The organism is Streptomyces axinellae, from assembly GCF_039532135.1.
GTDB lineage: Bacteria > Actinomycetota > Actinomycetes > Streptomycetales > Streptomycetaceae > Streptomyces > Streptomyces axinellae.
Window position 1 is genome coordinate 519,444 of sequence record NZ_BAAARJ010000001.1, and the last position, 25,756, is coordinate 545,199.

Here is a 25,756-nt window from a genome sequence, read left to right on the forward strand (position 1 = left end):
CGCCGCTGCGGCATCCTGCCGCCCATGCAGACGGAGCTGAGCAGACAACTGGGAGCAGAGCACGCCCTCTTCGGCTTCACCCCCTTCCCCGCCGTCGCCGCCGCGCTCACCCGCGCGGGCGGCTTCGGCGTCCTGGGCGCCGTCCGCTACGGCGCCTCGGACGAACTCAGACGCGACCTGGACTGGATGGAGACCCACACCGGCGGCCTGCCCTACGGGCTCGATGTGGTGATGCCCGCGAAGAAGGTGGAGGGCGTCACCGAGGCCGAGGTCGAGGCGATGATCCCGGAGGGGCACCGTCAGTACGTACGCGAGACCCTCGCCAAGTACGACGTGCCCGAAATGCCCGAGGGGGAGGGCGGCGGCTGGCGCATCACCGGATGGATGGAGAGCGTCGCCCGCAGCCAGCTCGACGTCGCCTTCGACTACCCCGTCAAGCTGCTGGCCAACGCACTCGGCTCGCCGCCCGCCGATGTGATCGAGCGCGCGCACCGCCAGGGCATCCCCGTCGCGGCGCTGGCGGGCAGCGCCCGGCACGCCGAGCGGCACAAGGCGGCGGGCATCGACATCGTCGTCGCCCAGGGCTACGAGGCCGGCGGCCACACCGGTGAGATCGCCTCCATGGTGCTCACCCCCGAGGTCGTCCGCGCCGTGGACCCGCTGCCCGTGCTGTGCGCGGGCGGCATCGGCAGCGGCGAACAGATCGCCGCAGCCCTGGCCCTGGGCGCACAGGGGGCGTGGCTCGGCTCCATCTGGCTGACCACCTCCGAGGCCGAACTGCACTCGCGTGCCCTGACGCACAAGCTGCTGGCGGCCGGAGCCGGTGACACGGTGCGCTCGCGCGCGCTGACGGGGAAGCCCGCGCGCCAGTTGCGGACGGAGTGGACCGACGCCTGGGAGAGTCCCGAGGGGCCGGGCACGCTGCCCATGCCGCTCCAGGGGCTGCTGGTGGCCGAGGCCAACAGTCGGATTCAGAAGTACGAGGTCGAGCCCCTGCTGGGCACCCCCGTGGGGCAGATCGTGGGCTCCATGAACACCGAACGCCCGGTGCGGGCCGTCGTGGACGAGCTGACCCGCGGATTCGAGCGGGCCGTCGCCCGCCTCAACACGATCGCCGGCGTCGGCAGCTGAAGCGGAACGACTCGGGCAACCCCGGTACGACTCGAAGCGACCCGGAACGATTCCCAGCAACTCGGAATAATTCGGACTGGCCCGCCCTGGCTCGGCCTCGCGGACGACGGTCCGCGACCGGGCGCGAGTCTCAGCCGGTGCGATACGCGGACACGCGGACACGCAGAGATGCGGATACGCGAACGCGCGGATATCCGGCCGGCCGTGAGGGCGGGGCGTCCCGAGATGACCCAGCGCACCCACCGAGAGGAGCAGCAACGTGCCGGACGCACCCAACGGGTTCTGGGCGCAGGCCCAGGCGGACCCCGCGCGGACCGTACTCGTCGCCCCGGACGGCGAGGAGTGGTCAGCCGACCGCCTGCACGCGGAGTGCAACAAGCTCGTCGGCGGCCTCAGAGCGGCCGGGCTGGAGGCCGGCGACGCCTTCGCGACCGTGCTGCCCAACGGGCCGGAGTTTCTCGCCGCCTATCTGGCCGCCACCCAGGCAGGGCTCTACATGGTGCCCGTCAACCACCATCTCGTCGGACCGGAGATCGCCTGGATCCTCGCCGACTCCGGCGCCAAGGCGCTCCTCGCGCACGCCCGCTTCGGCGAGACCGCGCGCACCGCGGCCGAGGAGGCGGGCCTGCCGCCGCAGCGCCGCTACTGCGTGGGCGCGGCCGACGGATTCCGGCCGTACGCCGACCTGCTGGCCGGGCAGTCGGGGGCGCCGCCCGAGGGGCGGGCCGGGGGCTGGGTCATGAACTACACCTCGGGAACCACCGGTCGCCCGCGCGGCATCCGCAGGCCGCTGTCCGGCAAACGTCCGGAGGAGACCTCTCTGGGGGGATTCCTCGGGATCTTCGGGATCCGGCCCTTCGACGGCAACGTCCACCTGGTCTGCTCCCCGCTGTACCACACCGCCGTACTCCAGTTCGCCGGGGCCGCGCTGCACATCGGCCACCCGCTGGTGCTGATGGACAAGTGGGAGCCGGAGGAGATGCTGCGGCTCATCGACACCCACCGCTGCACCCACACGCACATGGTGCCGACGCAGTTCCACCGCCTGCTCGCCCTGCCGCAGCCCACCCGGGAGGCGTACGACGTCTCGTCCATGCGGCACGCCATCCACGGTGCCGCGCCCTGCCCCGACCATGTGAAGCGGGCGATGATCGAGTGGTGGGGGAAGTGCGTGGAGGAGTATTACGCGGCGAGCGAGGGCGGCGGGGCCTTCGCCACGGCGGAGGACTGGCTGAAGAAGCCCGGCACCGTCGGCAGGCCCTGGCCGATCAGTGAACTGGCCGTCTTCGATGACGAGGGCAACCGGCTCCCGCCGGGCGAACTGGGCACCGTCTACATGAAGATGAACACCCCCGGGTTCTCGTACCACAAGGACGAGGGCAAGACCCGCAAGAACCGTATCGGGGACTTCTTCACCGTCGGGGACCTGGGCTACCTGGACGAGGAGGGCTATCTCTTCCTCCGGGACCGCAAGATCGACATGATCATTTCCGGCGGTGTGAACATCTATCCGGCCGAGATCGAGTCGGCCCTGCTCACCCACCCGGCCGTCGCCGACGCCGCCGTCTTCGGTATTCCGCACGATGACTGGGGCGAGGAGGTCAGGGCCGTCGTCGAGCCGGCGCCCGGGCAGCAGCCCGGCCCCGCACTGGAAGAGGCCCTCCTGGCGCACTGCGCGCAGCGCCTGGCCGGCTACAAGCGCCCCAGGACAGTGGACTTCATCACCGAGATGCCGCGCGATCCCAACGGCAAGCTCTACAAGCGCAGGCTGCGCGAACCGTTCTGGAAGGGGCGGGAGCGGGCCATGTGACCCGGCCCGGCAGCACACGGGTACGGCAGTGACCGAAAAGATGCCAGATGTGATGCTCAATGGAGATCGTGTAACCACTTTCTCTCTACACCTGCCAGGGTCATGATGATCAATCGTGGCAGCGGGCCGCGCCCGCCGCCACGATTGATCACCCGTACCCACGGCAGGAAGAAGAAGATCCATGGCCGGGCTCTGGAGCGGCGAGGGCATCCTCCGCCGCAAACCCATCGAGCAGATCGACGAGACGGAAGGGGGCTCGGGCCAGCAACTGTCCCGCACGCTCGGCCTCCGGCACCTGACCGCGATCGGCGTCGGCGGCATCATCGGCGCGGGCGTCTTCAGCCTCGCCGGAACGGTGGCCAACGGCAAGGCGGGCCCCGCCGTGCTGATCTCGTTCCTGGTCGCGGGCCTGGCCAGCGCCTGCGCCGCGCTCTCCTACGCGGAGTTCGCCGGGCTCATCCCGAAGGCGGGGTCCGCCTACACCTACGGGTACGCCGTGCTGGGCGAGATCGGTGGCTGGTTCATCGGCTGGGACCTGCTCCTGGAGTACACCGCGATCGTGGCGGTGGTCGCGATCGGCATCTCCGGATACTTCTCCTTCCTGATCAACGAGATGGGCGCCTCGCTGCCCGCCTGGATGCTCGGCGCGCCCGGAACGGGGGACGGCCACCGGGTGGACCTGTTCGCGGCGCTGCTGTGTCTGCTGATCGCGTTCGCGCTGACCCGCGGCATCAAGAGCGCGGCGCGCTTCGAACTGGTGGTCGTCGTCCTGAAGGTCGCGGTCGTCCTGCTGGTGATCGTCGTCGGCGTCTTCCACATCAAGACCGGCAACTACCAGCCGTTCTTCCCCTTCGGGCTCTCCGGTGCCTTCACGGGAGCCGCGACGGTCTTCTTCGCCGTCTTCGGCTACGACGCGATGAGCACCGCGGCGGAGGAGTCCAAGGACGCCCAGAAGCACATGCCCAAGGCGATCATCTACTCGCTGGTCATCTCCATGGTGCTGTACGTCGCCGTCTGTCTGGTGCTGACGGGCATGCAGAACTACAAGGACATCGACCCCGACAGTGGCTTCTCCACCGCCTTCAAGTCCGTCGGGCTCAGCAGCGTCGCCGACATCATCGCCGTCGGCGCCATCATCGGCATTCTCACGGTGATGTTCACCTTCATGATGGGCGTCACCCGCGTCTGGTTCGCCATGAGCCGGGACGGGCTGTTGCCCAAGTGGTTCGCCAAGACCCACCCGGTGCGCAAGGTTCCCACCCGCGTCACCTGGATCGTCGGTGCGGGCTCCGCGGTGATCGCCGGCTTCCTGCCCATCGAGGAGGCCGCAGAGATGACCAACATCGGCATCCTGCTCGCCTTCGTCGTGGTGTGTGTCGCCGTGATCGTCCTGCGCTACAAGCAGCCCGATCTGCCGCGCCAGTTCCGTCTGCCGGGGATGCCCGTGGTGCCGGTGCTCGGCGTGGTCTTCTCGCTGTGGCTGACGACCTATCTGTCCTGGGTGACCTGGGTGCGCTTCGGCATCTGGTTCGTCATCGGCCTGGCCGTCTACTTCGCGTATTCCTACCGGCGCTCGGAGCTGGCCAAGCGGCCCGCCGGGGAGGCGTCGCCGTCCGTGGGGAAGAAGGACGGGTAACGGGTACGGTCCCGCCTATGAGTGAAAACGGAACGCGGACCGTCCGTACGGGCGGGGTACGGCTCGTCTACCGTGCCTGGGGCGCGGAGAGGGGCGTACCCGTCGTGCTGCTGCACTGCCTGGGCGAGGACGGCGAGGACTGGCGCGGCCCGCTGATCTCCCAGCTCGGCGCCGCGCACCCCGTGTACGCGCTGGACCTGCGCGGACACGGCGACAGCGACTGGCCGGGCGCCTACGCCATGGACGATTTCCGGCGGGACCTGCTCGGCTTCCTCGACGCACTCGGCATCGGAGCGGCGATTTTGATCGGCCACTCCTTCGGATCCGTGGTCGCCTACCTCTTCGCGCAGGAGCACCCGGACCGGGTGGCGCGGCTGGTGCTGGAGGAGACCGGTGCGATGAAGCCCGTACGCCCGCCGCAGGAGGTGCCGGACCGGCCGCAGGGCGAGCAGTCGTTCGACTGGGAGGTGAAGGTCCAGTGGACGCGCCAGCGCAACGAGCCCGATCCGCGCTGGTGGGACGACCTCGACCGGATCACGGCACCGACCCTTCTGATCGGCGGCGGCGACCGCAGCCACCTGCCCCAGGAGGACCTGGCGCGCATGGCCGAACGGATCCCGCGGGCACGGCACATCACCGTCGCGGGAGCCGGGCACCTCGTCCACGAAGCCCGGCCCACGGAGTTCGCCTCGGCCGTACAGACCTTCCTGGCCGAGTGCGCCGGGGATGACGGAGGCGGCGGGGACGACGGGGACGGCGCGGGCGACCGGAGCTGAGGTCCGGCGCCGACCGCCGGTCGCCGACCGCCGACCGACCGCCAGCGCCGGTCGCCCGGCGGTGCCGGGGTGCGGAAGGGGGACCTCCGCCCTCTCGCGGCGGGCTCAGCCCCCGGCCTGCTGGGCGGTCTCCTTCGCCCACCGGTAGTCGGCCTTGCCGCTCGGCGAGCGCTGGATACGGTCGCAGAAGACGACCGTACGCGGCACCTTGTAGCCGGCGAGACGGGTGCGGCAGTGTGTGGTGACGCCTTCGCCGCTGAGCGGTTCCGCGTCCGCGCGCAGCTCGACGACGGCGGCGACCCGGCTGCCCCACTTCGGGTCCGGTATGCCGGCCACGAGCGCGTCATAGATGTCCGGGTGGGCTTTGAGGGCCTCCTCCACCTCTTCCGGGTACACCTTCTCGCCGCCCGTGTTGATGCACTGCGAGCCCCGGCCGAGCACGGTGACCACGCCGTCCTCGTCAACGGTCGCCATGTCGCCCAGCAGCACCCAGCGGGCGCCCCGCGCGGTGAAGAACGTCTCGGCGCTCTTGGCCGGGTCGTTGTAGTAGCCCAGCGGCACATGGCCGCGCAGCGCCATCCGGCCCACCTCGCCGGGCGGCACCGGCTCGTGGGTGGCCGGATCGACCACGGCCATGCCGTCGTTGACGGTGATGCGGAATCCCTTCCCCGGCCCCGAGTCCGCCGTGGCCGTCCCGTTGAAGCCGGATTCGGAGGAGCCGAAGTTGTTGATGAGCAGCGCGTGCGGCACCAGTGCGGCGAACTGCTCGCGCACCGTCTTCGACAAGACCGCGCCCGAACTGGAGACCGCCAGCAGCGAGGAGCAGTCCGTACCCTTCAACGGTCCGGCCAGCGCGTCGGCCAGAGGCCGCAGCATGGCGTCCCCGACCAGCGAGACCGCCGTCACCCGCTCGCGCTCGATCGTGCGCAGCACCTCCTCGGGCACGAACTTGCGGTGGATGACGACCTTCTGGCCGTAGTTCAGCCCGATGAAGAGGGTGAGGGTGGAAGTCCCGTGCATCAGCGGGGGAGTGGGGAAGAAGACCAGCCCCTCGCCGCCGGCCGCAGCCCGCTCGGCCAGTTCCCCGGGCCGCTGTACGGGCTCGCCCGTGGGCGCGCCGCCGCCCAGGCCGGAGAAGAACAGGTCTTCCGCCCGCCACATCACCCCCTTCGGCAGGCCCGTGGTGCCGCCGGTGTAGATGATGAACAGGTCATCCCCCGAACGGGGCGCGAAGTCCCGCGCGGGGGAGCCGGCCGCCACCGCCTCGTCGAAGGGCACCGGCGTTCTGCCAGGCTCCGGCGCACCCTCGGGGGCCGTGCCGACGCGCAGCAGGTGGCGCAGCTTGTCCGTGCGGGGCAGCGCGGCGGCCACCCGCGCGGTGAACTCGCCGTCGAAGACGAGTGCGGTCAAGTCGGCGTCCCGGTAGAGGTAGGCCAACTCGTCCTCGACATAGCGGTAGTTGACGTTGACCGGCACCGCACGGATCTTCAGGCAGGCCAGCAGCGTCTGCACGTACTCGACGCCGTTGTACAGGTGCAGGCCGACGTGGTCGCCCGCCGCCACTCCGCTGCCGGCCAGGTGGTGGGCGAGGCGGTTGGCCGCGCGGTCCAGCTGCTCGTAGGTCAGCCGCCGCTCCTGGCCGGTGCCCGGATGGTCCACGTACACCAGTGCCTCGCGGCCCGGGACGCTGTCGGCGATCGACTCGAACAGGTCGGCAAGGTTGTACTCCACGGCGCACTCCTCCATGCCCGGAACGGATGGTGGCAGTCGGTGACCGTCGGTGGCGGACGGTGTGCAGGTCATCAGAGCACCGGCGCGGGGAGACGGGAAGGGGGCGGCACAAGAAAACTGACTACCTGTCAGAAAACTCTTGAAGTACCGGCCCGGCTACTGCAACCTGTTCCAGGTCCCAGGCGGACCGCAGACGGGAGGACACCGTGATGGGCGGCACCGAACACCTGTCCCTGGAGCGCGTGGGAGCCACCCTCGTGCTCACTCTCAACCGCCCCGAAGCCAAGAACGCCCTCTCGCTGCCCATGCTCGTCGGCCTCCACGACGGCTGGCTGGAGGCCGACGAGGACGACGACGTGCGCTCCGTCGTCCTCACCGGAGCCGGCGGCACCTTCTGCGCCGGCATGGACCTCAAGGCGCTGGCGGACGGCGGCGGCATGAGCGGCGACCACTACCGCCGACGGCTGCGCGAGGACCCCGACCTGCACTGGAAGGCGATGCTGCGACACCACCGGCCCCGCAAACCGGTCATCGCCGCCGTCGAGGGCCACTGCGTGGCAGGCGGCACGGAGATCCTCCAGGGCACCGACATCCGGGTGGCGGGACAGGGCGCGGTCTTCGGGCTCTACGAGGTGCGCCGGGGGCTGTTCCCGATCGGCGGCTCCACGGTCCGCCTCCCGCGCCAGATCCCGCGCACCCACGCGCTGGAGATGCTGCTCACCGGACGGCCCTACCCGGCAGAGGAGGCCGCCCGGATCGGTCTGATCGGCCATGTCGTCCCGGACGGGAGCGCGCTGGAGAAGGCGCTGGAGATCGCCGAACGCGTCAACGCGTGCGGACCGTTGGCCGTCGAGGCCGTGAAGGCGTCCGTCCACGACACGGCCTCACTGCCGGAAGCCGACGGACTCGCGCTCGAACTGGAGCGCGGATGGCCGCTGTTCGGCACGGCCGACGCGAAGGAAGGCTCGCGTGCCTTCGCCGAGAAACGCGAGCCGCACTTCCATCGGCGGTGAGGACCGCGCCGCCATCCCGCACACGGCAACCAGGCCAGCTCTTACGGGGAGGTACCCATCTATGAACGCAGCCTCCGCACCCGCACCGCTCAGCGCTCCGCTGGTCGTCGAGTTCCCGTTCACCAGGTCACTCGGCCCCGTGCAAAGCGCGTTCCTCACCGGGCTCAGGGAGCGGACCGTCCTCGGCGTCACGGCATCCGACGGTCGGGTACTCGTCCCGCCGGCCGAGTACGACCCGGTCACCGCAGAGGAGATCCGCGACCTGGTCGAGGTCGCCCAGAGTGGCACCGTCACCACCTGGTCCTGGAACGGGACACCGCGCCGGGGCCAGCCCCTGGACCATCCCTTCGCCTGGGTGCTGGTCCGCCTCGACGGCGCCGACAGTGCCCTGCTGCACGCGCTGGACGCACCCGGCCCCGACGCCGTGCACACCGGCATGCGTGTCCGTGTCCGCTGGGCGGCCGAGCGCACGGGTGCCATCACCGACATCGCCTGCTTCGAGCCGGCCGGACACGAGGCCCCGGCAGGTGAAGCCGCCCCGCACAGCGGGCAGTTCGCCGATCCGGTCACCGGCATCGTCGCCAAGGCCCGCCTCGACTACACCTACACCCCCGGCCGGGCCCAGACCCGCTACCTCCAGGCGCTGGCCGGACGCCGCACGCTCGGAGAGCGCTGCCCCGAGTGCCGCAACGTCTACGTACCGCCGCGCGGCGCCTGCCCCACCTGCGGCGTCCCCACCGGCGAGCAGGTCGAGGTCGGGCCCGGCGGGACCGTCACCACCTTCTGCGTCGTCAACATCAAGGCCAAGAACCTCGACATCGAAGTGCCCTACGTCTACGGACACATCGCGCTCGACGGCGCCGGGCTCGCGCTGCACGGCCGCATCGCCGGCATCCCCTACGACCAGGTGCGCATGGGCCTGCGCGTGGAGCCCGTCTGGACCGGGAACGGACGCTACCCCGACCACTACCGCCCCACCGGCGAGCCCGACGCCGCCTACGACACCTACAAGGAGCTGCTGTGACACGCCCCGGGGAGGTCGCCGTCGTCGCCTTCGCGCAGACCCGGCACGTACGCGCGGCCGACGAACTGTCCGAAGTCGAGATGCTGATGCCGGTGCTGCGCGAGGTACTGGACCGGACCGGGCTGAGCGCCGGCGAGATCGGCTTCACCTGCTCCGGCTCCTGCGACTACCTCGCCGGGCGCGCCTTCTCCTTCACCATGGCGCTGGACGGCGTCGGCGCCTGGCCCCCGATCTCCGAGTCGCACGTGGAGATGGACGGTGCCTGGGCACTGTACGAGGCGTGGGTGAAGATCCTGACCGGCGAGGCCGAGACAGCGCTGGTCTACTCCTACGGCAAGTCCTCCCCGGGTGACCTGCCCGAGGTCCTCACCCGTCAGCTCGACCCCTACTACCTCGCCCCGCTGTGGCCCGACTCCGTCTCCCTGGCCGCTCTCCAGGCCCGCGCCCTCCTCGACGCGGGGGAGACCGACGAGCGGGAGCTGGCCCGGATCGCCGCCCGCAGCAGGGCGTCCGCCGCCGACAACCCCCGTGCGCAGCTCCGGAGTTCCGCGCCGGTGGACGAGCTGCTGGAGCGCGGCTACCTGGCCGAGCCCCTGCGGGTGCACGACGTGCCGCCCGTCACCGACGGCGCGGCAGCCGTCGTGCTGGCCGCCGGGGACACCGCCCGCCGGCTCACGGCGCGGCCCGCCTGGATCCGCGGCATGGACCACCGTATCGAGGCCCACAGCCTGGGCGTACGCGACCTCACCGACTCGCCGTCCACCCGGCTGGCCGCCGAACGCGCCGGACTCTTCGACGCCGCCGCGCCCCCGCCCGACACGGCCGAACTGCACGCGCCCTTCACCTCCCAGGAGGTCGTACTCCGCAAGGCGCTCCGGCTGGACGGCGAGACCGCGGTCAACCCCTCGGGCGGGCCGCTGGCCGCCAACCCCGTGATGGCCGCTGGGCTCATCAGGATCGGCGAGGCGGCGGCGCGCATCAGCCGCGGCGAGTCGCGCCGCGCCGTCGCCCACGCCACCTCGGGCCCCTGTCTTCAGCAGAACCTGGTCGCCGTCCTGGAGTCCGACGAGGCGGCTCCGAGAGAAACGGCCCGGGACGACGCAGCCCAAGGAGAGCCCGCATGAGCAGCGCCGCACATGCCGCACGGTCCACGCACGCCGCACCCACCGCGCGCGCCGCGCACAAGGAACCGGTGGCCGTCATCGGCGTCGGCCAGACCAAACACGTGGCGGCCCGCCACGACGTCTCCCTGGCCGGACTGGTGCGGGAGGCCGCCGTACGGGCGCTGGAGGACGCGGGCCTGACCTGGCAGGACATCGACGCCGTGGTCCTCGGTAAGGCGCCCGACTTCTTCGAAGGCGTCATGATGCCCGAGCTGTACCTGGCGGACGCGCTCGGCGCCGTCGGCAAGCCGATGCTGCGCGTACACACCGCGGGCTCCGTCGGCGGCAGTACGGCGCTGGTCGCCGCCAACCTCGTCGCCGCCCGCGTGCACCGCACGGTTCTCACCCTCGCCTTCGAAAAGCAGTCCGAGTCCAACGCGATGTGGGGCCTGTCCCTGCCCGTCCCCTTCCAGCAGCCGCTGCTTGCGGGCGCGGGCGGCTTCTTCGCGCCCCATGTGCGCGCCTATATGCACCGCACCGGAGCGCCGGACCACATCGGATCCCTGGTCGCCTACAAGGACCGCCGCAACGCGCTGAAGAACCCGTACGCACACCTCCACGAGAAGGACCTCACCCTGGAGAAGGTCCGCTCCTCACCCATGCTGTGGGACCCCGTCCGCTACTCGGAGACCTGCCCCTCCTCCGACGGGGCCTGCGCCATGGTGCTCACCGACCGCGACGGCGCCCGCGCGGCCGGGCGGCCCGCCTGGGTGCACGGCGGCGCGATGCGCAGCGAACCCACCCTGTTCGCGGGCAAGGACGCCGTCTCGCCCCGCGCGGGCAGCGACTGCGCGGCCGACGTCTACCGCCAGGCCCGGATCACCGACCCGCGCCGGGAGATCGACGCGGTCGAGATGTACGTGCCCTTCTCCTGGTACGAGCCGATGTGGCTGGAGAACCTCGGCTTCGCCAAGGAGGGCGAGGGCTGGCGGATGACCGAGTCGGGCGCCACCGAACTGGACGGCGACCTGCCGGTCAACCCCTCCGGAGGGGTGCTCTCCACCAACCCCATCGGCGCCTCCGGCATGCTCCGTTTCGCCGAGGCGGCCCTCCAGGTGCGCGGCATGGCAGGCGAGCACCAGGTGGAGGGGGCGCGCAGAGCGCTCGGCCACGCCTACGGGGGCGGCTCCCAGTTCTTCTCCATGTGGCTGGTCGCCGACACCCCGCCCGCGTCCTGAACCCCGCCCGGCAGCCCGGCGAACGGCTCCGCGGCCTGTCCGCGCGGGCACAGCCGTGGTGAGGGTGGCGGCCGGGACGACGACCGGGAGGAGCACAGGAGTGGCCTACAGCACCACCGAGCAGCCCGAACTCGATCTGAGCCACGTCGCAGTGGCAGTCGAGCAGCCGGGGCAGCGGCGATGTGGGGATCGCCTTCGTCGAGGGTTTCGTCGCGATGCGGCAGGGCCGCCGGCCCGACAAACCCGCACTCATCCCCGACCCGGGAGAGTGGCGCGCCTTCGTGCGGGGTGCGCGCGAAGGGGAGTTCGACCTCACATGAGCAGCCGGGCGACCCGCTCAGCTCCCCCTCGTGGACCAGGGTGAGCCGGTGGGTGACGCGGGTGACCGCCACACGCAGGTCGTGCCCGCCCCGTGGCGACCGGGCGGCGACGCCCACCGGATCGGCGATCACGACCCGGTCGAACTCCAGCCCCTTCGCCTCGTCACCGTCAGCACCGCCACCGGAACATCAAGCGCCGCAGCGCCGCAGCGCCGCAGCGCCGCAGCGCCGCAGCGCCGCCGCGCACCGCCCGGACCTCGCCGGGCAGCGCGGGGGCCAGCGCGTCCGCGAGCCCCTCCGGCGCGATCAACGCGAGCTTCCCGCCGCCTTCTTCGCGCAGCCCCGCCACCTCCTCGCCCACCGCGCGCACCGCCTCGTGCCCGAGCGCGCCCGGCGCCGCGCGCACGGCACGCGGCGCGCACACAGCAGCGCCCCCGCCCACCCGGCCGCCGTCCCCCTCGCGCCGCCTCGCCGTTTCAGCCCTGGCCCCGGCCTCAGCGCCACCGCACGGGTCACCGGTCACCGCGTCCGCCAAGACCGGGGGCCTCGGGCCGGAGGCGTGGCCGTTCTCGTACGGGGGTCTCGTACGGGGGCTCTGCCGTGGGTGTGGAGTGGCGGCCACGTACTATTGCGGCATGTCGTTCCTCCGCCGCCGCAGTGCTGCCGTGCCAGCGGGCCCGGACTTCGATGTCCTGGCCATGGACCCGTCCGACTGGCCCGGGAATCTCGGCGCCGGGCTGCTGCCCGCGCCCGACGGCACCTGTCAGGGCGTCTTCCTGCGGTACGACCTGTTCGGCGGACGCGGACCCGCGATGATCATCGGCAACCTGCCCGAAGGCTCACCCGCGCGGGAGGTCGGGGACGACCAGGTGCCGTTCGAGGTCGCCCAGCTGCTCGCCGCGCTGGAGAACGACGAGCCGGTCGAGGTCACCGGCACCGAGGACGACCCGGTGATGCACGAGGACAACCTCCTGATCGTGCGGCGCATCAAGCTGTCGGAAGACCGCATCTCCTGCGTCCAGTTCGACCGCAGTGACGGCGTCCTGGTCACCATCGCCAGCTGGGACCGGCCGATCACCAACGACCTCTACGCGCTGCTCAAGCCGCTGCCCGCCGAGATGTTCCAGCAGTGACCCCTGGGCCCCGCAGGCCCGTCCCCGACGGTGGCCCGGCCCCCTTCTCTTCTTCCTTCCCCCCGTCCCACGGGTGGCCGCACACGTCACGAGGGCGGCGGCACTCCCGTGCTCACCGCCCTCGCACCGCCCCTCGCCCGACCGGGCTCCGTCATCGCCGCACGGTGACTAGCGGGAGCTGACCATCCGTACATCCTCGGCCCGCACGAACGCCACGCGGTGACCGAGCTGGATCTGGTAGTACGCCTGCTTCCCGCGCACCACCTGGAACGTACGGGCATCCGGGTCGAAGTCCACGGCGTACAGATACTCGCCCCTGGTCTTCAGCCCGGCGACATACCGCTGGCCCGCCAGAACCTTGTACGGCAGGGGCGACAGCGCCTGGACGGGGACGTTCCCGGGATAGGCCGCCTTCTCCGGGTAGGCGCGGCCGTAGACCGGAATTTCCTCGTGCCCCGCCCTGGGAGTGATCATGGCGCCCTCGGCGGGCACGGCGGTCGGGCGGGTGGCCGGGTTGTGGAACCACGCCTTCTGCCCGAGATACCAGATGGCCGTCCACGAGCCCTCGCGACCGGCCACCGCGTACTGCTGGCCGGTGGTGGCGCGTGCCCCGGTGTCGTTCACGCCCGTCGTGGAGGGGCCACCGTCCGGTCGCAGGCCCACGTCCTTGACCAGCGAGGATGAAGCATCCGGTGCGGTGTGCAGCCGCACCGCCGCCGAACCGTGCGCCGGGCACGGCTTGTCCGCGCTCTCGCAACCGGTGAAGACCGGCTTGTTCTTGTCGTACGCGGGCCGGATGGTCACCACCTGGGAGCCCCGGCCGGCAGTCGGCGTGAAGGGCTTACCGAGCAGCTTGAAGTAGCGCTGCCAGTCCCAGTACGGGCCCGGGTCGGTGTGCATCCCGGCAACCGTGGAGGCCGTCGTGCCCGGCACGTTGTCGTGTCCCAGGACGTGCTGGCGATCGAGCGGAATGCCGTACCGGTCGGCCAGATACCGCACCAGCCGCGCCGAGCTGCGGTACATCGCCTCCGTGTACCACGCGTCCGGATCGGTCAGGAAGCCCTCGTGCTCCACGCCGATCGACTTGGAGTTGACGTACCAGTTGCCCGCGTGCCAGGAGGTGTCCTTGTTCCGCACGTGCTGTGCCACATGCCCGTCCGAGGAACGCAGCGTGTAGTTCCACGACACGTAGGCCGGATCCTTTATCAGCCGCAGCGTCGTCTCGTACGAGCCCTCGGTGTCGTGCACCACGATGTAGTCGATCTTCTGCGAGCCGGGGCGACGGGTCCTGTCGTGGTTGCCGTAGTCGGGCTGGCCCTGGTTGTTGGTGAACTGCTCGTAGGGCGCCGGATACCACTCGCAGTCCAGGGCACGCGGACACTCGGCCCCGCCCCGGTCCCAGGCCCCGGACGCCCGGGTGGCGGGCCGCTCGGCGCGCAGCTTCGGGCTCGCCTTGAGGGTGACGGTCTCACCCGTATCGGTGACGCGGCGCTCGCCCTCGCGCAGTACGCCGTAGACCTCGTCGGCGAACCCGGTCGCCGTCGGCCGCCCACTGCCTCCGTCGGGGAAGGCGGCAACCGCCTCGTACCAGTCGGCCGGATCGGCGCTCAGCGGATGGCCGAGCCGCCGCTGGGCCGCGGCCAGCAGTGCGGCACCGCCCGCCACGTTCGCGGCGACGGTGGAGCGCAGCTCGGCGCGGGGCCTGCCGGTCAGCTCGGCGGCCCGCTCCAGCGTCCGCAGCCGGGCCGGCGGGCTCTTCTCCTGGAGAGCTTCCCGAGCCTTGGCCGCCTTGGAGGGAGCGGCCGTGCGCGCGGCACGCTGCGTATCGCCCCGTGCGTCCTCCGTCCCCTCGTGCCCCGTCGAGCCGGAGTGGGCCAGCGCGGCGCGCGCGTCGGTGAGGTGCATCGGGCCGTAGCCGCCCGAAACGCTTGGCGCCCCCGCGTGCGTATCCCAGCGGGACTGGAGATACGAGACGCCAAGCAGCACGCTCTCCGGCACCCGGTAGTGCTCGGCCGCGTCGACGAAGCTCCGCCGGAGCGAGATCTCACCCGGCTGGTCGGCCGCCGCGTGTGTGCCTGCCGAGAGCAGCGGCACCAGAAGCGCGGCCGTCGCCGCACCGACAGCGGCCGAACGTGCCGTACGCCGACCGTTGCGCGGGGCCGTGCGTCTGTTGGGGTCACGGAAGGATCCTGGCAAAGCAGCCTCCTCGGACTGTGCGCCGTGGAATCACGGGCGCGGGCAGTCCACAGAGGTATCGGCTGGCCGACGATCCGTCAATCATCTCTGAGACAGGGGATGCCGCGGCACCCGCGCGTCCCACGCGGGGAATGCCGCACCTCCGCGCGGCGCGGGCGGCCCTCCGCCGCCCCGCGCTGTCTTGCCCCCGCCGGGCCCGCGGCTCTCGGCGGGGGAGGAGGGGAACGGTCCCCGCCAGCAATCCGGACCGGTGAGGAGCGGCCGGCCCCCGGTGCCGCCCGGCTCAGCGGGTGCCGACCGCCGCCCGTACGGCGCGGCGCGCCATCCCGCAGTCGTCGTGCAGCCGCCGCAACAGCAGCCGCTGCTCCTCACCTGTGGGCATGCCACCGGCCCGGACGGCGGCGGCCGACTGCGCCGTTGCCTGCGGGGAGGAGTCGCGCATGGTGCGCTGCACCGCCATCTCGTACGTGCGGATCTCCCGGGTGAGGACGAGCATCAGATTCACCAGAAAGGCGTCCCGGGCGGCGGGACCCGCCGCTTGGGCGTACTGGCTGATCTGCCGCCTCGCCACCGGCGCGTCCCCCAGTACGGACCACAGCGTCGCGAGGTCGTATCCGGGCAGGTACCAGCCCGCGTGTTCCCAGTCGACCAGCGAGGGGCCGGCCGGGCCCAGCATCACGTTGGTCAGCAGCGCGTCCCCGTGGCAGAACTGCCAGGACACGCTGCGCCGGCTGCCGGGGCCGGAGGGCTGTGCCAGGCCGTGGAGCAGCTTCTGGAGATCGCCCAGGTCCCGGTCGGTCAACAGCCCCTGCTCGTGGAAGCGGGTGATGCGCGCCGGGTAGTCGATCGGACGCTCGAAGAGCGCCACCGGGGGCGACCAGGCGTTGATCCGGGTGAACGAGCCGATCACCGCCCGCAGATCGGACCGCGACGGTGCCTCGAAAGGATGACGCTGGGCGGCGGCCACCCGCCCCGGCACTCGTTCGATCACCAGCGTGCAGGCGTCCGGATCGGCCGCGATCAGACGCGGCACCCGCACCGGGGGCCGGTGCCTGACGAAGGCACGGTAGGCGGCTATTTCGTGCCGGAAGCGCTCCGCCCACGCGGGGGAGTGGTCCAGCAGGCACTTGGCGATGACGGTGTTGCGGCCGGCCGTGCCCGCCAGCAGCACGGAGCGCCCACGCCTGCGCAGCAGCTGCGCGGGCGTGAAGTCCGGGCAGACCCGGTGGACCGAGGCGATGGCGGAACGGAGCTGCGCACCCTGTGGGCCGGACAAGTCCAGTCTCCCGCTGAGGGGTTGAGGCCCGGTGCCCCGCGCGCGCCGGGACTTTCCGGAACCGGCGAGCGGCCCGGCCGTACGGGGCGGTCCGGGCGGCAGAACGGCGGGCCCTGCGGCGCAGGGCTGCACCGGGGGCGCCGCCCGGGGCCGGGGCTGCACGGACACGGGGGCCGTTGCTGGATACATGGGCGAGCAGGATCCCTTCGTGCGCCGACAGGTTGGCCGCACCTCCCCGGTCTCGCACCCGTCCGTTCGCACGGGACGGAACGGCCCGTTCGCACGACCGGAAGAGCCTCCGCCGACCTGTGCACCCTGGGGAATGCGGGTCGGACAGAATGACCGGGGTGGCGCGTTCCTACAGCACACCCGGAGGCGGGTGGCACACCATCTGGCGAACCCTGGCGAACCCTGGCGAATGCTCGCCGGGCCGCTGCGCTGAAGTTACTGTCAACTTCAGCCGAGAACCTGGGGGCTTGACGTGACCAAGGGACCCAACGCACGCCTCGCGGACCTCTTCGGCCTCGCCGGCTGGTCAAAGGGCGAACTCGCCCGGCTGGTCAACCGGCAGGCGGCAGCGATGGGGCATCCGCAGCTGGCGACGGACACCTCGCGTGTGCGGCGTTGGATCGACACGGGGGAGACCCCGCGAGATCCGGTGCCGAAAGTGCTTGCCGCCCTGTTCACCGAGCGACTCGGCCGTGTCGTGACCATCGAGGACCTCGGCTTCAGCAGGCCGGGTCACGCGGGGAGGGGCGAGCCCGCTGAAGGGCTGCCACTGCCGCCCGGCCAGATTGCCGCGGTCCTCACCGAATTCACGGGAATGGACCTCATGCTCAACCGACGCGGCTTGGTGGGCGCGGGCGCCGCGCTCGCCGCAGGATCAGCACTCACCACTGCCATGTACGACTGGCTCCGGACAGAGCCGGTACAACTCTCCGCCACTAGGGCGCCTGGCGCCCCCGGCCCGCTGTCCCACGTGGACCAGGCGTCCTTCGACCGATACGAGGCGGCCCCCGTGGGGGCGCAGGAGATCGAGGCACTGGAGCACTCCGTCGAGGTCTTCCGCGCCTGGGACGCCGCGCGCGGCGGCGGTCTCCAGCGCAAGGCCGTCGTGGGCCAGCTCAACGAGGTGGGCGGCATGCTCGCCTACCACCACCCCGAGCCCCTCCAGAACAGACTGTGGGGGGTGGCCGCCAACCTCGCGGTGCTCGCCGGCTGGATGTCGCACGACGTGGGCATGGAGCCCACGGCGCAGAAATACTTCATCATCGCCGCCCACGCAGCCAGAGAGGGCGGCGACCGGCCGCGCGCGGGGGAGGCCCTCTCGCGTGCGGCACGCCAGATGGTGCACCTGGGAAGGCCCGATGACGCGCTCGACCTGATGAAGCTCGCCCAGTCGGGCTCCGGCGACCGGGCCCTGCCCCGCACCCGCGCCATGCTCCACACCATCGAGGCGTGGGCGCAGGCGTCGATGGGGCGGGGGCAGGCCATGCGGCGCACCCTCGGCAAGGCCGAGGAACTGTTCGCGGCGGACAAGGGCGATGTGCCGCCGCCCAGTTGGATGCAGATGTTCGACGAGGCGGACCTGCACGGCATGCAGGCGCTCGCCTTCCGCACGCTCGCGGAGCACGAACCGGTGGCGGCCGAGACGGCCCAGCGGCATGCCCGGCGGGCGCTGGCCCTGCGCGAGGACGGCCGCGAGCGCTCCCAGATCTTCGACTACATCTCGCTCGCCTCCGCCTGTTTCCTCTCCGACGACCCCGAGCAGGCCGACCGTTACGCGCGGCTCGCGCTGCTGTCCATCAACGAGAACTCCTCCCACCGCACCTGGGACCGGCTGCGCGAGATGTATCGCCTCACCGGGCAGTACGCCGGATACCCCAAGATCGAGGATCTGCGCGAGGAGATCGAGGACGCGCTGCCGCGTGCGCCCAAGCCCTCCAGAAGCGCCAAGGGCCTCAAAGCCCCGGAGGACGTCCGGCGTTCGAGGAGCGGAGGCGTCAGGGGGATCAGATCCGTATGAGCCCCGCCCGAGGTGCCTGATGGCCGGGAACCCTGATGGCCGGGGACGATGCCAGGTCACACCGTCACACCAGGGCCAGGAGGCGAACCGGCTACGGGGTGACGCGCGCGACCAGCACGCAGGCGTCGTCCTCGCGCTCCCGGTCGCCGAACTCCTCGGCTACAGCACGGACGCATTCCCGCGCTGTCCCCGCCGAGGCGAACCGGGGCGCGAGACCGAGCAGCCGCTCCGCGCCCGTGCGAGGCTCCTCCCCGCCGGGCTCCGGGCTCAACTGCGCGCTGCGGGGCGCCAGTCCGTCGGTGTGCAGCACCAGGAGGTCGCCCGGCGCCAGGTGTTCGGTGCGCTGTCCGTAGGCGGCGCCCGAGGTGACACCCAGCAGCACGCCCTCGGGCCTGGCCATCGCCTGCCCGGCGCCCTCGCGGAAGAGCAGCGGCGCCGGGTGGCCCGCCTGCGACCACGTGAGGGTGCGGTGGCGCGGGTCGTAGCGGCAGCACACGGCGCTGCCGAGCGCGGGCTGCGCCGCCGAGTCCAGCAGCTGGTTCAGATGCCCCATCAGTGCGGCGGGCTCCACCCCGGCCACCGCCATGCCCCGCACCGCCCCCAGCAGCATCGCCATACCGGAGGTGGCGGCGACCCCGTGCCCGGTGAGATCGCCGGCGGTCAGCAGCATGGACCCGTCGGGCAGTTCCATCGCGTCGTACCAGTCGCCCCCGATCAGCGCTCCCGTGGCCGAGGGCAGATAGTGCGCGGCCAGATCCAGCGCACCGGCCTCCGCGTCTCCGTGCGGGAAGCGGAACGAGCCGCGCCAGGGCGGGAGTACGGCCTCCTGCAGCTCAACGGCGACCCGGCGCTCGGTCTGCGCGAGCTGCCGCTCGCGCTGGAGGAAGTCCCGGCTCTCGCTCACGGCGCTCTCGCTGCGGCGCAGCTCGCTCACATCCCGCAGTACCGCCCACATCGAGGCCGTCCCGCCGTCGTCGTCGAGCACGGGCTCGCCCACCATGTGCAGCGTCCGTACCGAGCCGTCCGGGCGCACCACGCGGAACTCGCGGTCGATGGCCCGGCCGTCCACGAGGCAGTCGGTGAAGGCGGCGGCCAGCGCGGGCTGGTCCTCGGGGATCACCCACGAGGGAAGCTCGTCCAGGGAGAGCGGGCCGTCCTCCTGCGTCCTGCCGAAGATGGCGTACAGCTCATCGGACCAGACCACCTCGTCCATCAGCAGATTCCAGTCGGCGCTGCCCACCCGGCCCACCAGGGGGGAGGCCGCGGGAGTGCCCGCGCGGGGGGTCGGCACGGCGCCGTAGGCGGCGCCCAGGGCGCCTTCCGGGGCGGGGTCCCGGGGCTCCCCGTAGAGGCCGGGTCCCGGGGGGGTGGTCGGTGGGGCGGGCCGTCCGCGCGGCGGGCCGTCCGGGCCCTGGAGGGATTCCGCCGGCAGCCCTTCACGTAACTGGTCGAGGTGGCTGCCGAGGTCGTCCAGCTGGTGGACGGCCAGCTCGCACAGCGCACGCTGCCAGCGCAAGCGTGGGTCGGCCTCGCCCGGAGGGCCCTCGTCCGCCTCGCCTCCGGTGCCCCGCCGCACCGCGTCCACGCCGCCGCGCAGCCTTCGGGTCTGCGTGATCAGGGCATCCAGCGCGCCGCGCTCGGGGGGCTGCGCGGCCGGTCGGTCCGCATGGAAATGGGACGACATAGAGGCTCCCGTACGGGGTGAGGGTCGGTTACGACTTTCGCACAGCCCGCGACCGCCTGTAAGGGATTCGGCCAGACCCGATGCGGTGGTGCTTCGGTCATATGTCACAGACCGCCGTTTCGTACCGACTGGTCGGCCCGATCCGTCCCGACTCGGCGGAACACGCTCTTCCGGGTAAGCTCCGGCTCTTGACCAGGCACGTGCTCCCGGAGGTAAAACTCAGGAGTAGAACCGCGGTCACCGGCAAGAATGGCGGGCAACGGAAATCCCGTTGCCAGTCGAATACCCCGCACCGGATGCTGACTCTTATGTTCGTCGATTCCGTCGATTCAGACATAGCGCCCAGCGGCACGCTGCTCGGCCTCCTTCAGCGAGGCCGTGGCGACGGGACGCTGCACGCGCTCGCGGCGCCCCGTGCCGAAGCGCTCGCCGCGCTGCGGCACTGCGTTCTGCACGACCCCAGGCGCGACTGGCAGATCGAGCACCGCTCGCTGTATTACGCCCGTCTGCACAGCGAGCTGGACGCCTGCCTCGACGACATCGCCGCACACCTCTTCGACCCCGAAGACCTGCTGTGCACGCCCGAAGAAGCCGAGGCCCGCACCGGACTGGCGCTCTCCGTCCTCGGCCACCTCGCCTCGTACGGCGGCGCCCCCCGGAGCCGGACCGGCGATGAGGACGCCCACGAGCCCGTCGACGGGCTCGGCGGTGGCACCGGGGAGAGCGCCGCCGGGGGCAGCGAGGCCGGTGACAACGCCGCGCTGCGGCTGCTGCGCCGTTACGCCGCCGTCGGCACCAACTGGCAGTGGGCGCTGGACGAGCTGGCCGTCCGCGACGACGACGCCGGACTGCGCCCCCTGGGCCCCACCATCCTGGCCCGCTTCCCCCGGACTCCGGAAGGCGATGCCGAGCTGGCCGCCGCCGCGCGGGGCGCCTTCGAGCCCCGCCCCTGGCGGCTGTGGGCCGAGGACCCCGACCACCCCGAGCAGGCCGAGCGGTTGCGACGCGTCCAGGAGAGCGGCTTCTTCGACCGCTGGCAGCGCCAGCTGCGCACCCCCGGCCCGCGCCCCGGCTGGAGCGTCCAGGAAATCCTCGACTGGGCCCAGGACGGACACGACCAGCACCCCCCGCAACACCGTGTGGCACCGGCCGCCCGCTGTCTGTCGGCCGTCGCCGGCGCGGAGGAGCGGCCTCAGCTGCTCGCCGCGGCCCGAGGCCCCCGCGAGGCCGCGCGCGCGGCGGCGCTGCGCCACCTCGCCGACCGCAACGACCCCGATGTGCTCGACCTGATCGAGGAGGCGGCGGGTCACCCCGACGAGACCGTCTCCGGCTCCGCGCTCTCCGCCTTCGCCCGGATGCGGTCCATGGCCGCGCTCGAACGCGCCAGGCGATGGGCCGCGGCCCCCGAGGACACCCTGGCCCCCGGGCTCGCCGCTGTCGCCGCCGAGATGCTCGCCTGCCGGGGCGGAGCGCGGGACACCGACGCGGTGCTCGCCGCACTGCGGCGCACGGTCCGGCTCGAAGGCCCGGACAGCCCCGCGCTGTGGCCGCTCGTCGAGGGTGCTGGCCGGCTGACCATCGGCTGCGCCGCGCCCATCCTGCGGCACATCTACCGGGAGACCGCCTCCTCCCAGCTGCGCTTGCGCGCGGCCCGCGCACTGGCCGTCACCGACCCGTCCTTTCCCGCGGGTTTCGCCATCGAATGCCTGTGGGACTGCGAGGAGGCCACCCGCGAGGTGGCCGCGGGCCACGCCACCACGGGTGACGCCCGCGTGGTCGACCGCCTCCGCCGCCTCGCGGCGGATCCGGCCGAGGAAGCCGGAGTCCAGGACGCGGTCCGCGACCGCCTCCGCCCGGGTCGCTAGTACCCCGCACTCCCCGACGCTCGGCTCCGCTCGCGCGGGCGGTGCCCCCACGACGACGCTCCTTGAGGGGCAGACATCGCCGGTCACGGCACCAGCCGTCGCGGCGGGAAGCGGCGGCGCGGTGGCGCGTCTCGCCGTGCCGTCGCCGCGGCGTGAGGGCCGGTCGCGGGGCACCATGGGGGAATGGGCGCTCGGTGGGAGTTCTGGGTGGACAGGGGCGGGACGTTCACGGATGTCGTGGGGCGGCGTCCGGACGGCACCGTCGTGGCCGAGAAGGTGCTGTCGCACGATCCGGGACGGCCGGACCAGGATGCCGCTGTCACCGGCATCAAGCGGCTGCTGGGCATCCCGCCGGACGCCCCTGTCCCGGCGGACCGCATCGACGCGGTCAAGATGGGCACCACCGTGGCCACCAACGCGCTCCTGGAGCGCAAGGGCGAGCCGACGGTCCTCCTCATCACGCGCGGCTTCCGTGACGCGCTCCGTATCGCGTACCAGAACCGGCCCGGCATCTTCGACCGCCGCATCGTGCTGCCCGAGGCCCTGTACGAACGAGTGATCGAGGTTCCGGAGCGGACCGGTGCCGACGGCCGGACGGTGCTGCCGCTCGACGCGGCGGCGACCGCGGAGGCCCTGCGCGCGGCGTACGGCGACGGCTTCCGCAGCGCCGCGGTCGTACTGCTGCACTCCTACCGTCACCCGGCGCACGAACGCGAGGTCGCGCGCCTGGCACGCGAGTGCGGGTTCCCGCAGGTGAGCTGCTCCCACGAGGTGAGCCCGCTCATCAAGCTGGTGCCACGAGGCGATACCACCGTCGCGGACGCCTACCTCTCGCCCGTGCTGCGCCGCTACGTCGATGAAGTGGCGGCCGAACTGCGCGGCGTGCGGCTGATGTTCATGCAGTCCAACGGCGGGCTGCGCGAGGCGGGGCACTTCCGGGGCAAGGACGCGGTGCTCTCCGGGCCTGCGGGCGGCGTGGTGGGCATGGCCCGCAGCTGCGCCGAGGTCGGACACGAGCGGGTCATCGGCTTCGACATGGGCGGCACCTCCACCGACGTGTCGCACTACGCGGGCGAGCTGGAGCGGGTCTTCGGCACCCAGGTCGCGGGGGTGCGGATGCGCGCGCCCATGATGGACATCCACACCGTGGCGGCGGGCGGCGGCTCGGTGCTGCACTTCGACGGCGCCCGCTACCGGGTGGGGCCCGACTCGGCAGGAGCCGTGCCCGGGCCCGCCTGCTACCGGCGGAAGGGACCGCTGACCGTCACCGACGCCAATGTGATGCTCGGCAGGATCCAGCCCGCGCACTTCCCCGCCGTCTTCGGACCCCGGGGCGATCAGCCGCTGGACGCGGAGGCCGTACGCGCGGGCTTCGGCCGGCTGGCGCGGGAGATCGGCGACGGGCGCACCCCGGAGGAAGTGGCGGCGGGATTCCTGGAGATCGCCGTGCTCAGCATGGCCAACGCCGTCAAGAAGATCTCCGTACAGCGCGGCCACGACATCACCCGCTACGCTCTCGCCAGCTTCGGCGGCGCCGGCGGCCAGCACGCCTGCGCCGTCGCGGACGCGCTGGGCATCGGCACCGTGGTGGTGCCGCCGCTGGCCGGGGTGCTGTCCGCGTACGGCATCGGGGTGGCCGACGCGACGGCCCTGCGTGAGCAGTCCGTCGAGTCGGAACTGACGGACGAGCGACTCACGGAGGTACGGGAGCTGTGCGCCCGTCTGGAGCGGCGCACCCGTCAGGAACTGCGCGCGGACGGCATTCCCGAGGAGGCCATCACCACCTCCTCCCGGCTCCAGCTGCGTTACGCGGGCTCGGATGCTTCACTGACCGTCCCGCTGAACGAAGCCGGCCGGATGGCGGAGGATTTCGCCGCGCAACACCGTGCCCGCTACGGCTTCACCATGGACAAGCCGCTCGTGGTCGCCACCGCCGTGGCCGAGGCGACGGGCGCCGCCGGGCCCGTCACCGCCCATCCGGTGACGCCCGAGCCCGGCGAGGGCAGGCCCCGGCCCGCGGACCTGGTGCGCATGTTCACGGGCGGGCGCTGGCGCGAGACGGCTCTGTACCGGCGGGCGGAACTGCGGCCGGGGCAGCGTGTGGAGGGGCCCGCCGTCATCGCGGAACCGGATGCCACGACGGTAGTGGACCCCGGCTGGGCGGCGGCGGCCGATCCGAACGGCCATCTGCTGCTGACCCGGGTCCGCGACCGGGACGCCGCGCCCGCGCTGGGCACCGCCGTCGATCCGGTGCGCCTGGAGGTCTTCAACAACCTCTTCATGGCCATCGCCGAACAGATGGGCGTGCGCCTGGAGAACACCGCGCACTCCGTCAACATCAAGGAGCGGCTCGACTTTTCCTGCGCCCTCTTCGACCCCGAGGGCAACCTCATCGCCAACGCGCCGCACATTCCGGTGCACCTGGGCTCGATGGGGGAGTCCATCAAGGAGGTGCTGCGGCGCAACGAGGGCCGGATGCGCCCCGGGGACGTGTACGCGATCAACGATCCGTACCACGGCGGCACCCATCTGCCCGATGTCACCGTGGTCACCCCTGTCTTCGGAGAGGGGGAGGAGCGGCGGCTGCTCTTTCTCGTCGCCTCGCGCGGCCACCACGCCGAGATCGGCGGCCTCACCCCCGGCTCCATGCCGGCCTTCAGCCGCACTGTCGAGGAAGAGGGAGTGCTCTTCGACAACTGGCCCCTGGTACGCGACGGCGTACTGCGCGAGGAGGAGACCCGCGCGCTGCTCACCTCGGCCCGCTACCCCTCGCGCGACCCGGACACCAACCTCGCCGACCTGCGGGCCCAGATCGCGGCGAACGAGAAGGGCATCGCGGAACTGCGCAAAATGACCGGCCAGTTCGGCCTTGACGTCGTACAGGCGTACATGCGGCACGTACGCGGCAACGCCGAGGAGTCCGTGCGCCGCATCATCGCCACCCTCGGCGACGGGGAGTACGCGTACGAGACCGACAGCGGCGCCGTCATCCGGCTCGCCGTGACCGTGGACCGGGAGCGGCGCACCGCGCGGCTCGACTTCTCCGGCACCTCGCCCCAGCGCGAGGACAACCTCAACGCGCCCAGCTCCGTGGTGATGGCGGCCGTGCTGTATGTCTTCCGCACACTCGTGGCCGATGACATCCCGCTCAACAGCGGCTGTCTGACGCCGCTGGAGGTGCGCATCCCCGACGGGTCGATGCTCGCGCCCGCCTACCCGGCCGCGACCGTCGCGGGAAACGTGGAGACCTCCCAGGCCGTCACCGGCACCCTCTACGAGGCCCTCGGCATCCAGGCCGAGGGCTCGGGCACGATGAACAACGTGACATTCGGCAACGACCGCGTCCAGTACTACGAGACGGTCGCGAGCGGCTCCGGCGCGGGCGAGGGCTTCGACGGCGCCGACGCCGTGCAGACCCATATGACCAACTCCCGGCTCACCGACCCCGAAGTGCTCGAATTCCGGTATCCGGTGCGCGTCGAGGACTTCCACGTCCGCGAGGGCAGCGGGGGCGCCGGACAGTGGTGCGGCGGCGACGGGGTGGTGCGCGCCCTGCGCTTCCTGGAGCCGGTCACCGTCGCCCTGCTGACGGGGCACCGCCGTATCGCCCCCTACGGCATGCGAGGAGGCGCGGTGGGCGCACTGGGCGTCAACACCGTGGAGCGCGCGGACGGCAGCACGGAGGACCTCGCGGGGCGGGACGCCGTGGAACTGGCGGCGGGCGACATGCTGGTGCTGCGTACTCCGGGAGGCGGCGGCTACGGCACCCGGCCGCCCGCCGGGTGAGGCACATG

The 25,756-nt window shown here is 72.2% G+C and carries 17 protein-coding genes and 1 pseudogene; 13 read left to right on the forward strand and 5 right to left on the reverse strand.

Features of this window, described 5'->3' with window-relative positions; translation table 11 throughout:
* The first annotated feature begins 24 nt into the window (after nt 1–24).
* The 4 genes from ABD339_RS02175 to ABD339_RS02190 all read left to right on the forward strand — a co-directional run bounded on the left by ABD339_RS02175 (nt 25) and on the right by ABD339_RS02190 (nt 5,353).
* Entirely contained in the window at nt 25–1,131 is a 1,107-nt protein-coding gene (locus tag ABD339_RS02175; protein ID WP_344561502.1) for an NAD(P)H-dependent flavin oxidoreductase, read from the forward strand.
* Nucleotides 1,132–1,390: 259 nt separating this feature from the next.
* Nucleotides 1,391–2,941 carry an acyl-CoA synthetase gene (locus ABD339_RS02180; protein ID WP_344561504.1) on the forward strand — a complete coding sequence of 517 codons (1,551 nt, stop codon included), beginning with the start codon at nt 1,391–1,393 and terminating at the stop codon, nt 2,939–2,941.
* Nucleotides 2,942–3,122: 181 nt separating this feature from the next.
* Nucleotides 3,123–4,577 (forward strand): amino acid permease, encoded by a 1,455-nt coding sequence (locus ABD339_RS02185; protein ID WP_344561506.1) that lies wholly within the window; start codon nt 3,123–3,125, stop codon nt 4,575–4,577.
* 17 nt (nt 4,578–4,594) lie between these two features.
* On the forward strand, nt 4,595–5,353 hold the full coding sequence (locus ABD339_RS02190) for an alpha/beta fold hydrolase (protein WP_344561508.1): 759 nt from the start codon (nt 4,595–4,597) through the stop codon (nt 5,351–5,353).
* Nucleotides 5,354–5,458: 105 nt separating this feature from the next.
* On the opposite strand, the gene ABD339_RS02195 is transcribed toward ABD339_RS02190, so the two are convergent.
* Nucleotides 5,459–7,084 carry an acyl-CoA synthetase gene (locus ABD339_RS02195; protein WP_344561510.1) on the reverse strand — a complete coding sequence of 542 codons (1,626 nt, stop codon included), beginning with the start codon at nt 7,082–7,084 and terminating at the stop codon, nt 5,459–5,461.
* Between the two features lie 209 nt (nt 7,085–7,293).
* Here ABD339_RS02195 and ABD339_RS02200 point away from each other — a divergent pair, with 209 nt between their 5' ends.
* From ABD339_RS02200 to ABD339_RS02220, 5 genes and pseudogenes are all read left to right on the forward strand, one after another.
* The gene (locus ABD339_RS02200; RefSeq protein WP_344561512.1) at nt 7,294–8,097 is read left to right on the forward strand and encodes a crotonase/enoyl-CoA hydratase family protein; all 804 of its coding nucleotides are present in this window, start codon (nt 7,294–7,296) and stop codon (nt 8,095–8,097) included.
* A gap of 61 nt (nt 8,098–8,158) precedes the next feature.
* Entirely contained in the window at nt 8,159–9,121 is a 963-nt protein-coding gene (locus ABD339_RS02205) for a Zn-ribbon domain-containing OB-fold protein (protein WP_344561514.1), read from the forward strand.
* The gene (locus ABD339_RS02210; protein WP_344561516.1) at nt 9,118–10,245 is read left to right on the forward strand and encodes a thiolase domain-containing protein; all 1,128 of its coding nucleotides are present in this window, start codon (nt 9,118–9,120) and stop codon (nt 10,243–10,245) included. Before ABD339_RS02205 ends, ABD339_RS02210 begins: the two co-directional genes overlap by 4 nt.
* On the forward strand, nt 10,242–11,462 hold the full coding sequence (locus ABD339_RS02215; protein ID WP_344561518.1) for a thiolase domain-containing protein: 1,221 nt from the start codon (nt 10,242–10,244) through the stop codon (nt 11,460–11,462). The genes ABD339_RS02210 and ABD339_RS02215 overlap by 4 nt, the downstream gene beginning before the upstream one ends.
* A 100-nt stretch (nt 11,463–11,562) precedes the next feature.
* Nucleotides 11,563–11,782 (forward strand): annotated as a pseudogene (locus ABD339_RS02220) (DUF397 domain-containing protein).
* A gap of 169 nt (nt 11,783–11,951) precedes the next feature.
* Here the strand turns inward: ABD339_RS02220 and ABD339_RS02225 are convergent.
* Nucleotides 11,952–12,206: a hypothetical protein gene (locus ABD339_RS02225; RefSeq protein ID WP_344561520.1), complete on the reverse strand. Its 255-nt coding sequence runs from the start codon at nt 12,204–12,206 to the stop codon at nt 11,952–11,954.
* A 211-nt stretch (nt 12,207–12,417) separates the two neighbouring features.
* On the opposite strand from ABD339_RS02225, the gene ABD339_RS02230 reads away from it, so the two are divergent.
* Nucleotides 12,418–12,915 carry a hypothetical protein gene (locus tag ABD339_RS02230; RefSeq protein WP_344561522.1) on the forward strand — a complete coding sequence of 166 codons (498 nt, stop codon included), beginning with the start codon at nt 12,418–12,420 and terminating at the stop codon, nt 12,913–12,915.
* 168 nt (nt 12,916–13,083) lie between these two features.
* On the opposite strand, the gene ABD339_RS02235 is transcribed toward ABD339_RS02230, so the two are convergent.
* Both ABD339_RS02235 and ABD339_RS02240 read right to left on the reverse strand, forming a co-directional pair.
* A complete protein-coding gene (locus ABD339_RS02235) occupies nt 13,084–15,111 on the reverse strand; it encodes an N-acetylmuramoyl-L-alanine amidase (RefSeq protein ID WP_425575854.1) in 2,028 nt (675 codons plus the stop codon).
* Nucleotides 15,112–15,394: 283 nt separating this feature from the next.
* The gene (locus tag ABD339_RS02240) at nt 15,395–16,576 is read right to left on the reverse strand and encodes an aminoglycoside phosphotransferase family protein (RefSeq protein WP_344561524.1); all 1,182 of its coding nucleotides are present in this window, start codon (nt 16,574–16,576) and stop codon (nt 15,395–15,397) included.
* Between the two features lie 292 nt (nt 16,577–16,868).
* Here ABD339_RS02240 and ABD339_RS02245 point away from each other — a divergent pair, with 292 nt between their 5' ends.
* The gene (locus tag ABD339_RS02245; RefSeq protein WP_344561526.1) at nt 16,869–18,413 is read left to right on the forward strand and encodes a DNA-binding protein NsdB; all 1,545 of its coding nucleotides are present in this window, start codon (nt 16,869–16,871) and stop codon (nt 18,411–18,413) included.
* A 91-nt stretch (nt 18,414–18,504) separates the two neighbouring features.
* On the opposite strand, the gene ABD339_RS02250 is transcribed toward ABD339_RS02245, so the two are convergent.
* A complete protein-coding gene (locus ABD339_RS02250; RefSeq protein ID WP_344561528.1) occupies nt 18,505–20,097 on the reverse strand; it encodes a PP2C family protein-serine/threonine phosphatase in 1,593 nt (530 codons plus the stop codon).
* A gap of 308 nt (nt 20,098–20,405) precedes the next feature.
* Between ABD339_RS02250 and ABD339_RS02255 the strand changes: the two genes are divergently transcribed.
* Both ABD339_RS02255 and ABD339_RS02260 read left to right on the forward strand, forming a co-directional pair.
* A complete protein-coding gene (locus ABD339_RS02255; protein ID WP_344561618.1) occupies nt 20,406–21,962 on the forward strand; it encodes a HEAT repeat domain-containing protein in 1,557 nt (518 codons plus the stop codon).
* A gap of 183 nt (nt 21,963–22,145) precedes the next feature.
* Nucleotides 22,146–25,748: a hydantoinase B/oxoprolinase family protein gene (locus ABD339_RS02260; RefSeq protein ID WP_344561530.1), complete on the forward strand. Its 3,603-nt coding sequence runs from the start codon at nt 22,146–22,148 to the stop codon at nt 25,746–25,748.
* Nucleotides 25,749–25,756: the final 8 nt, after the last annotated feature.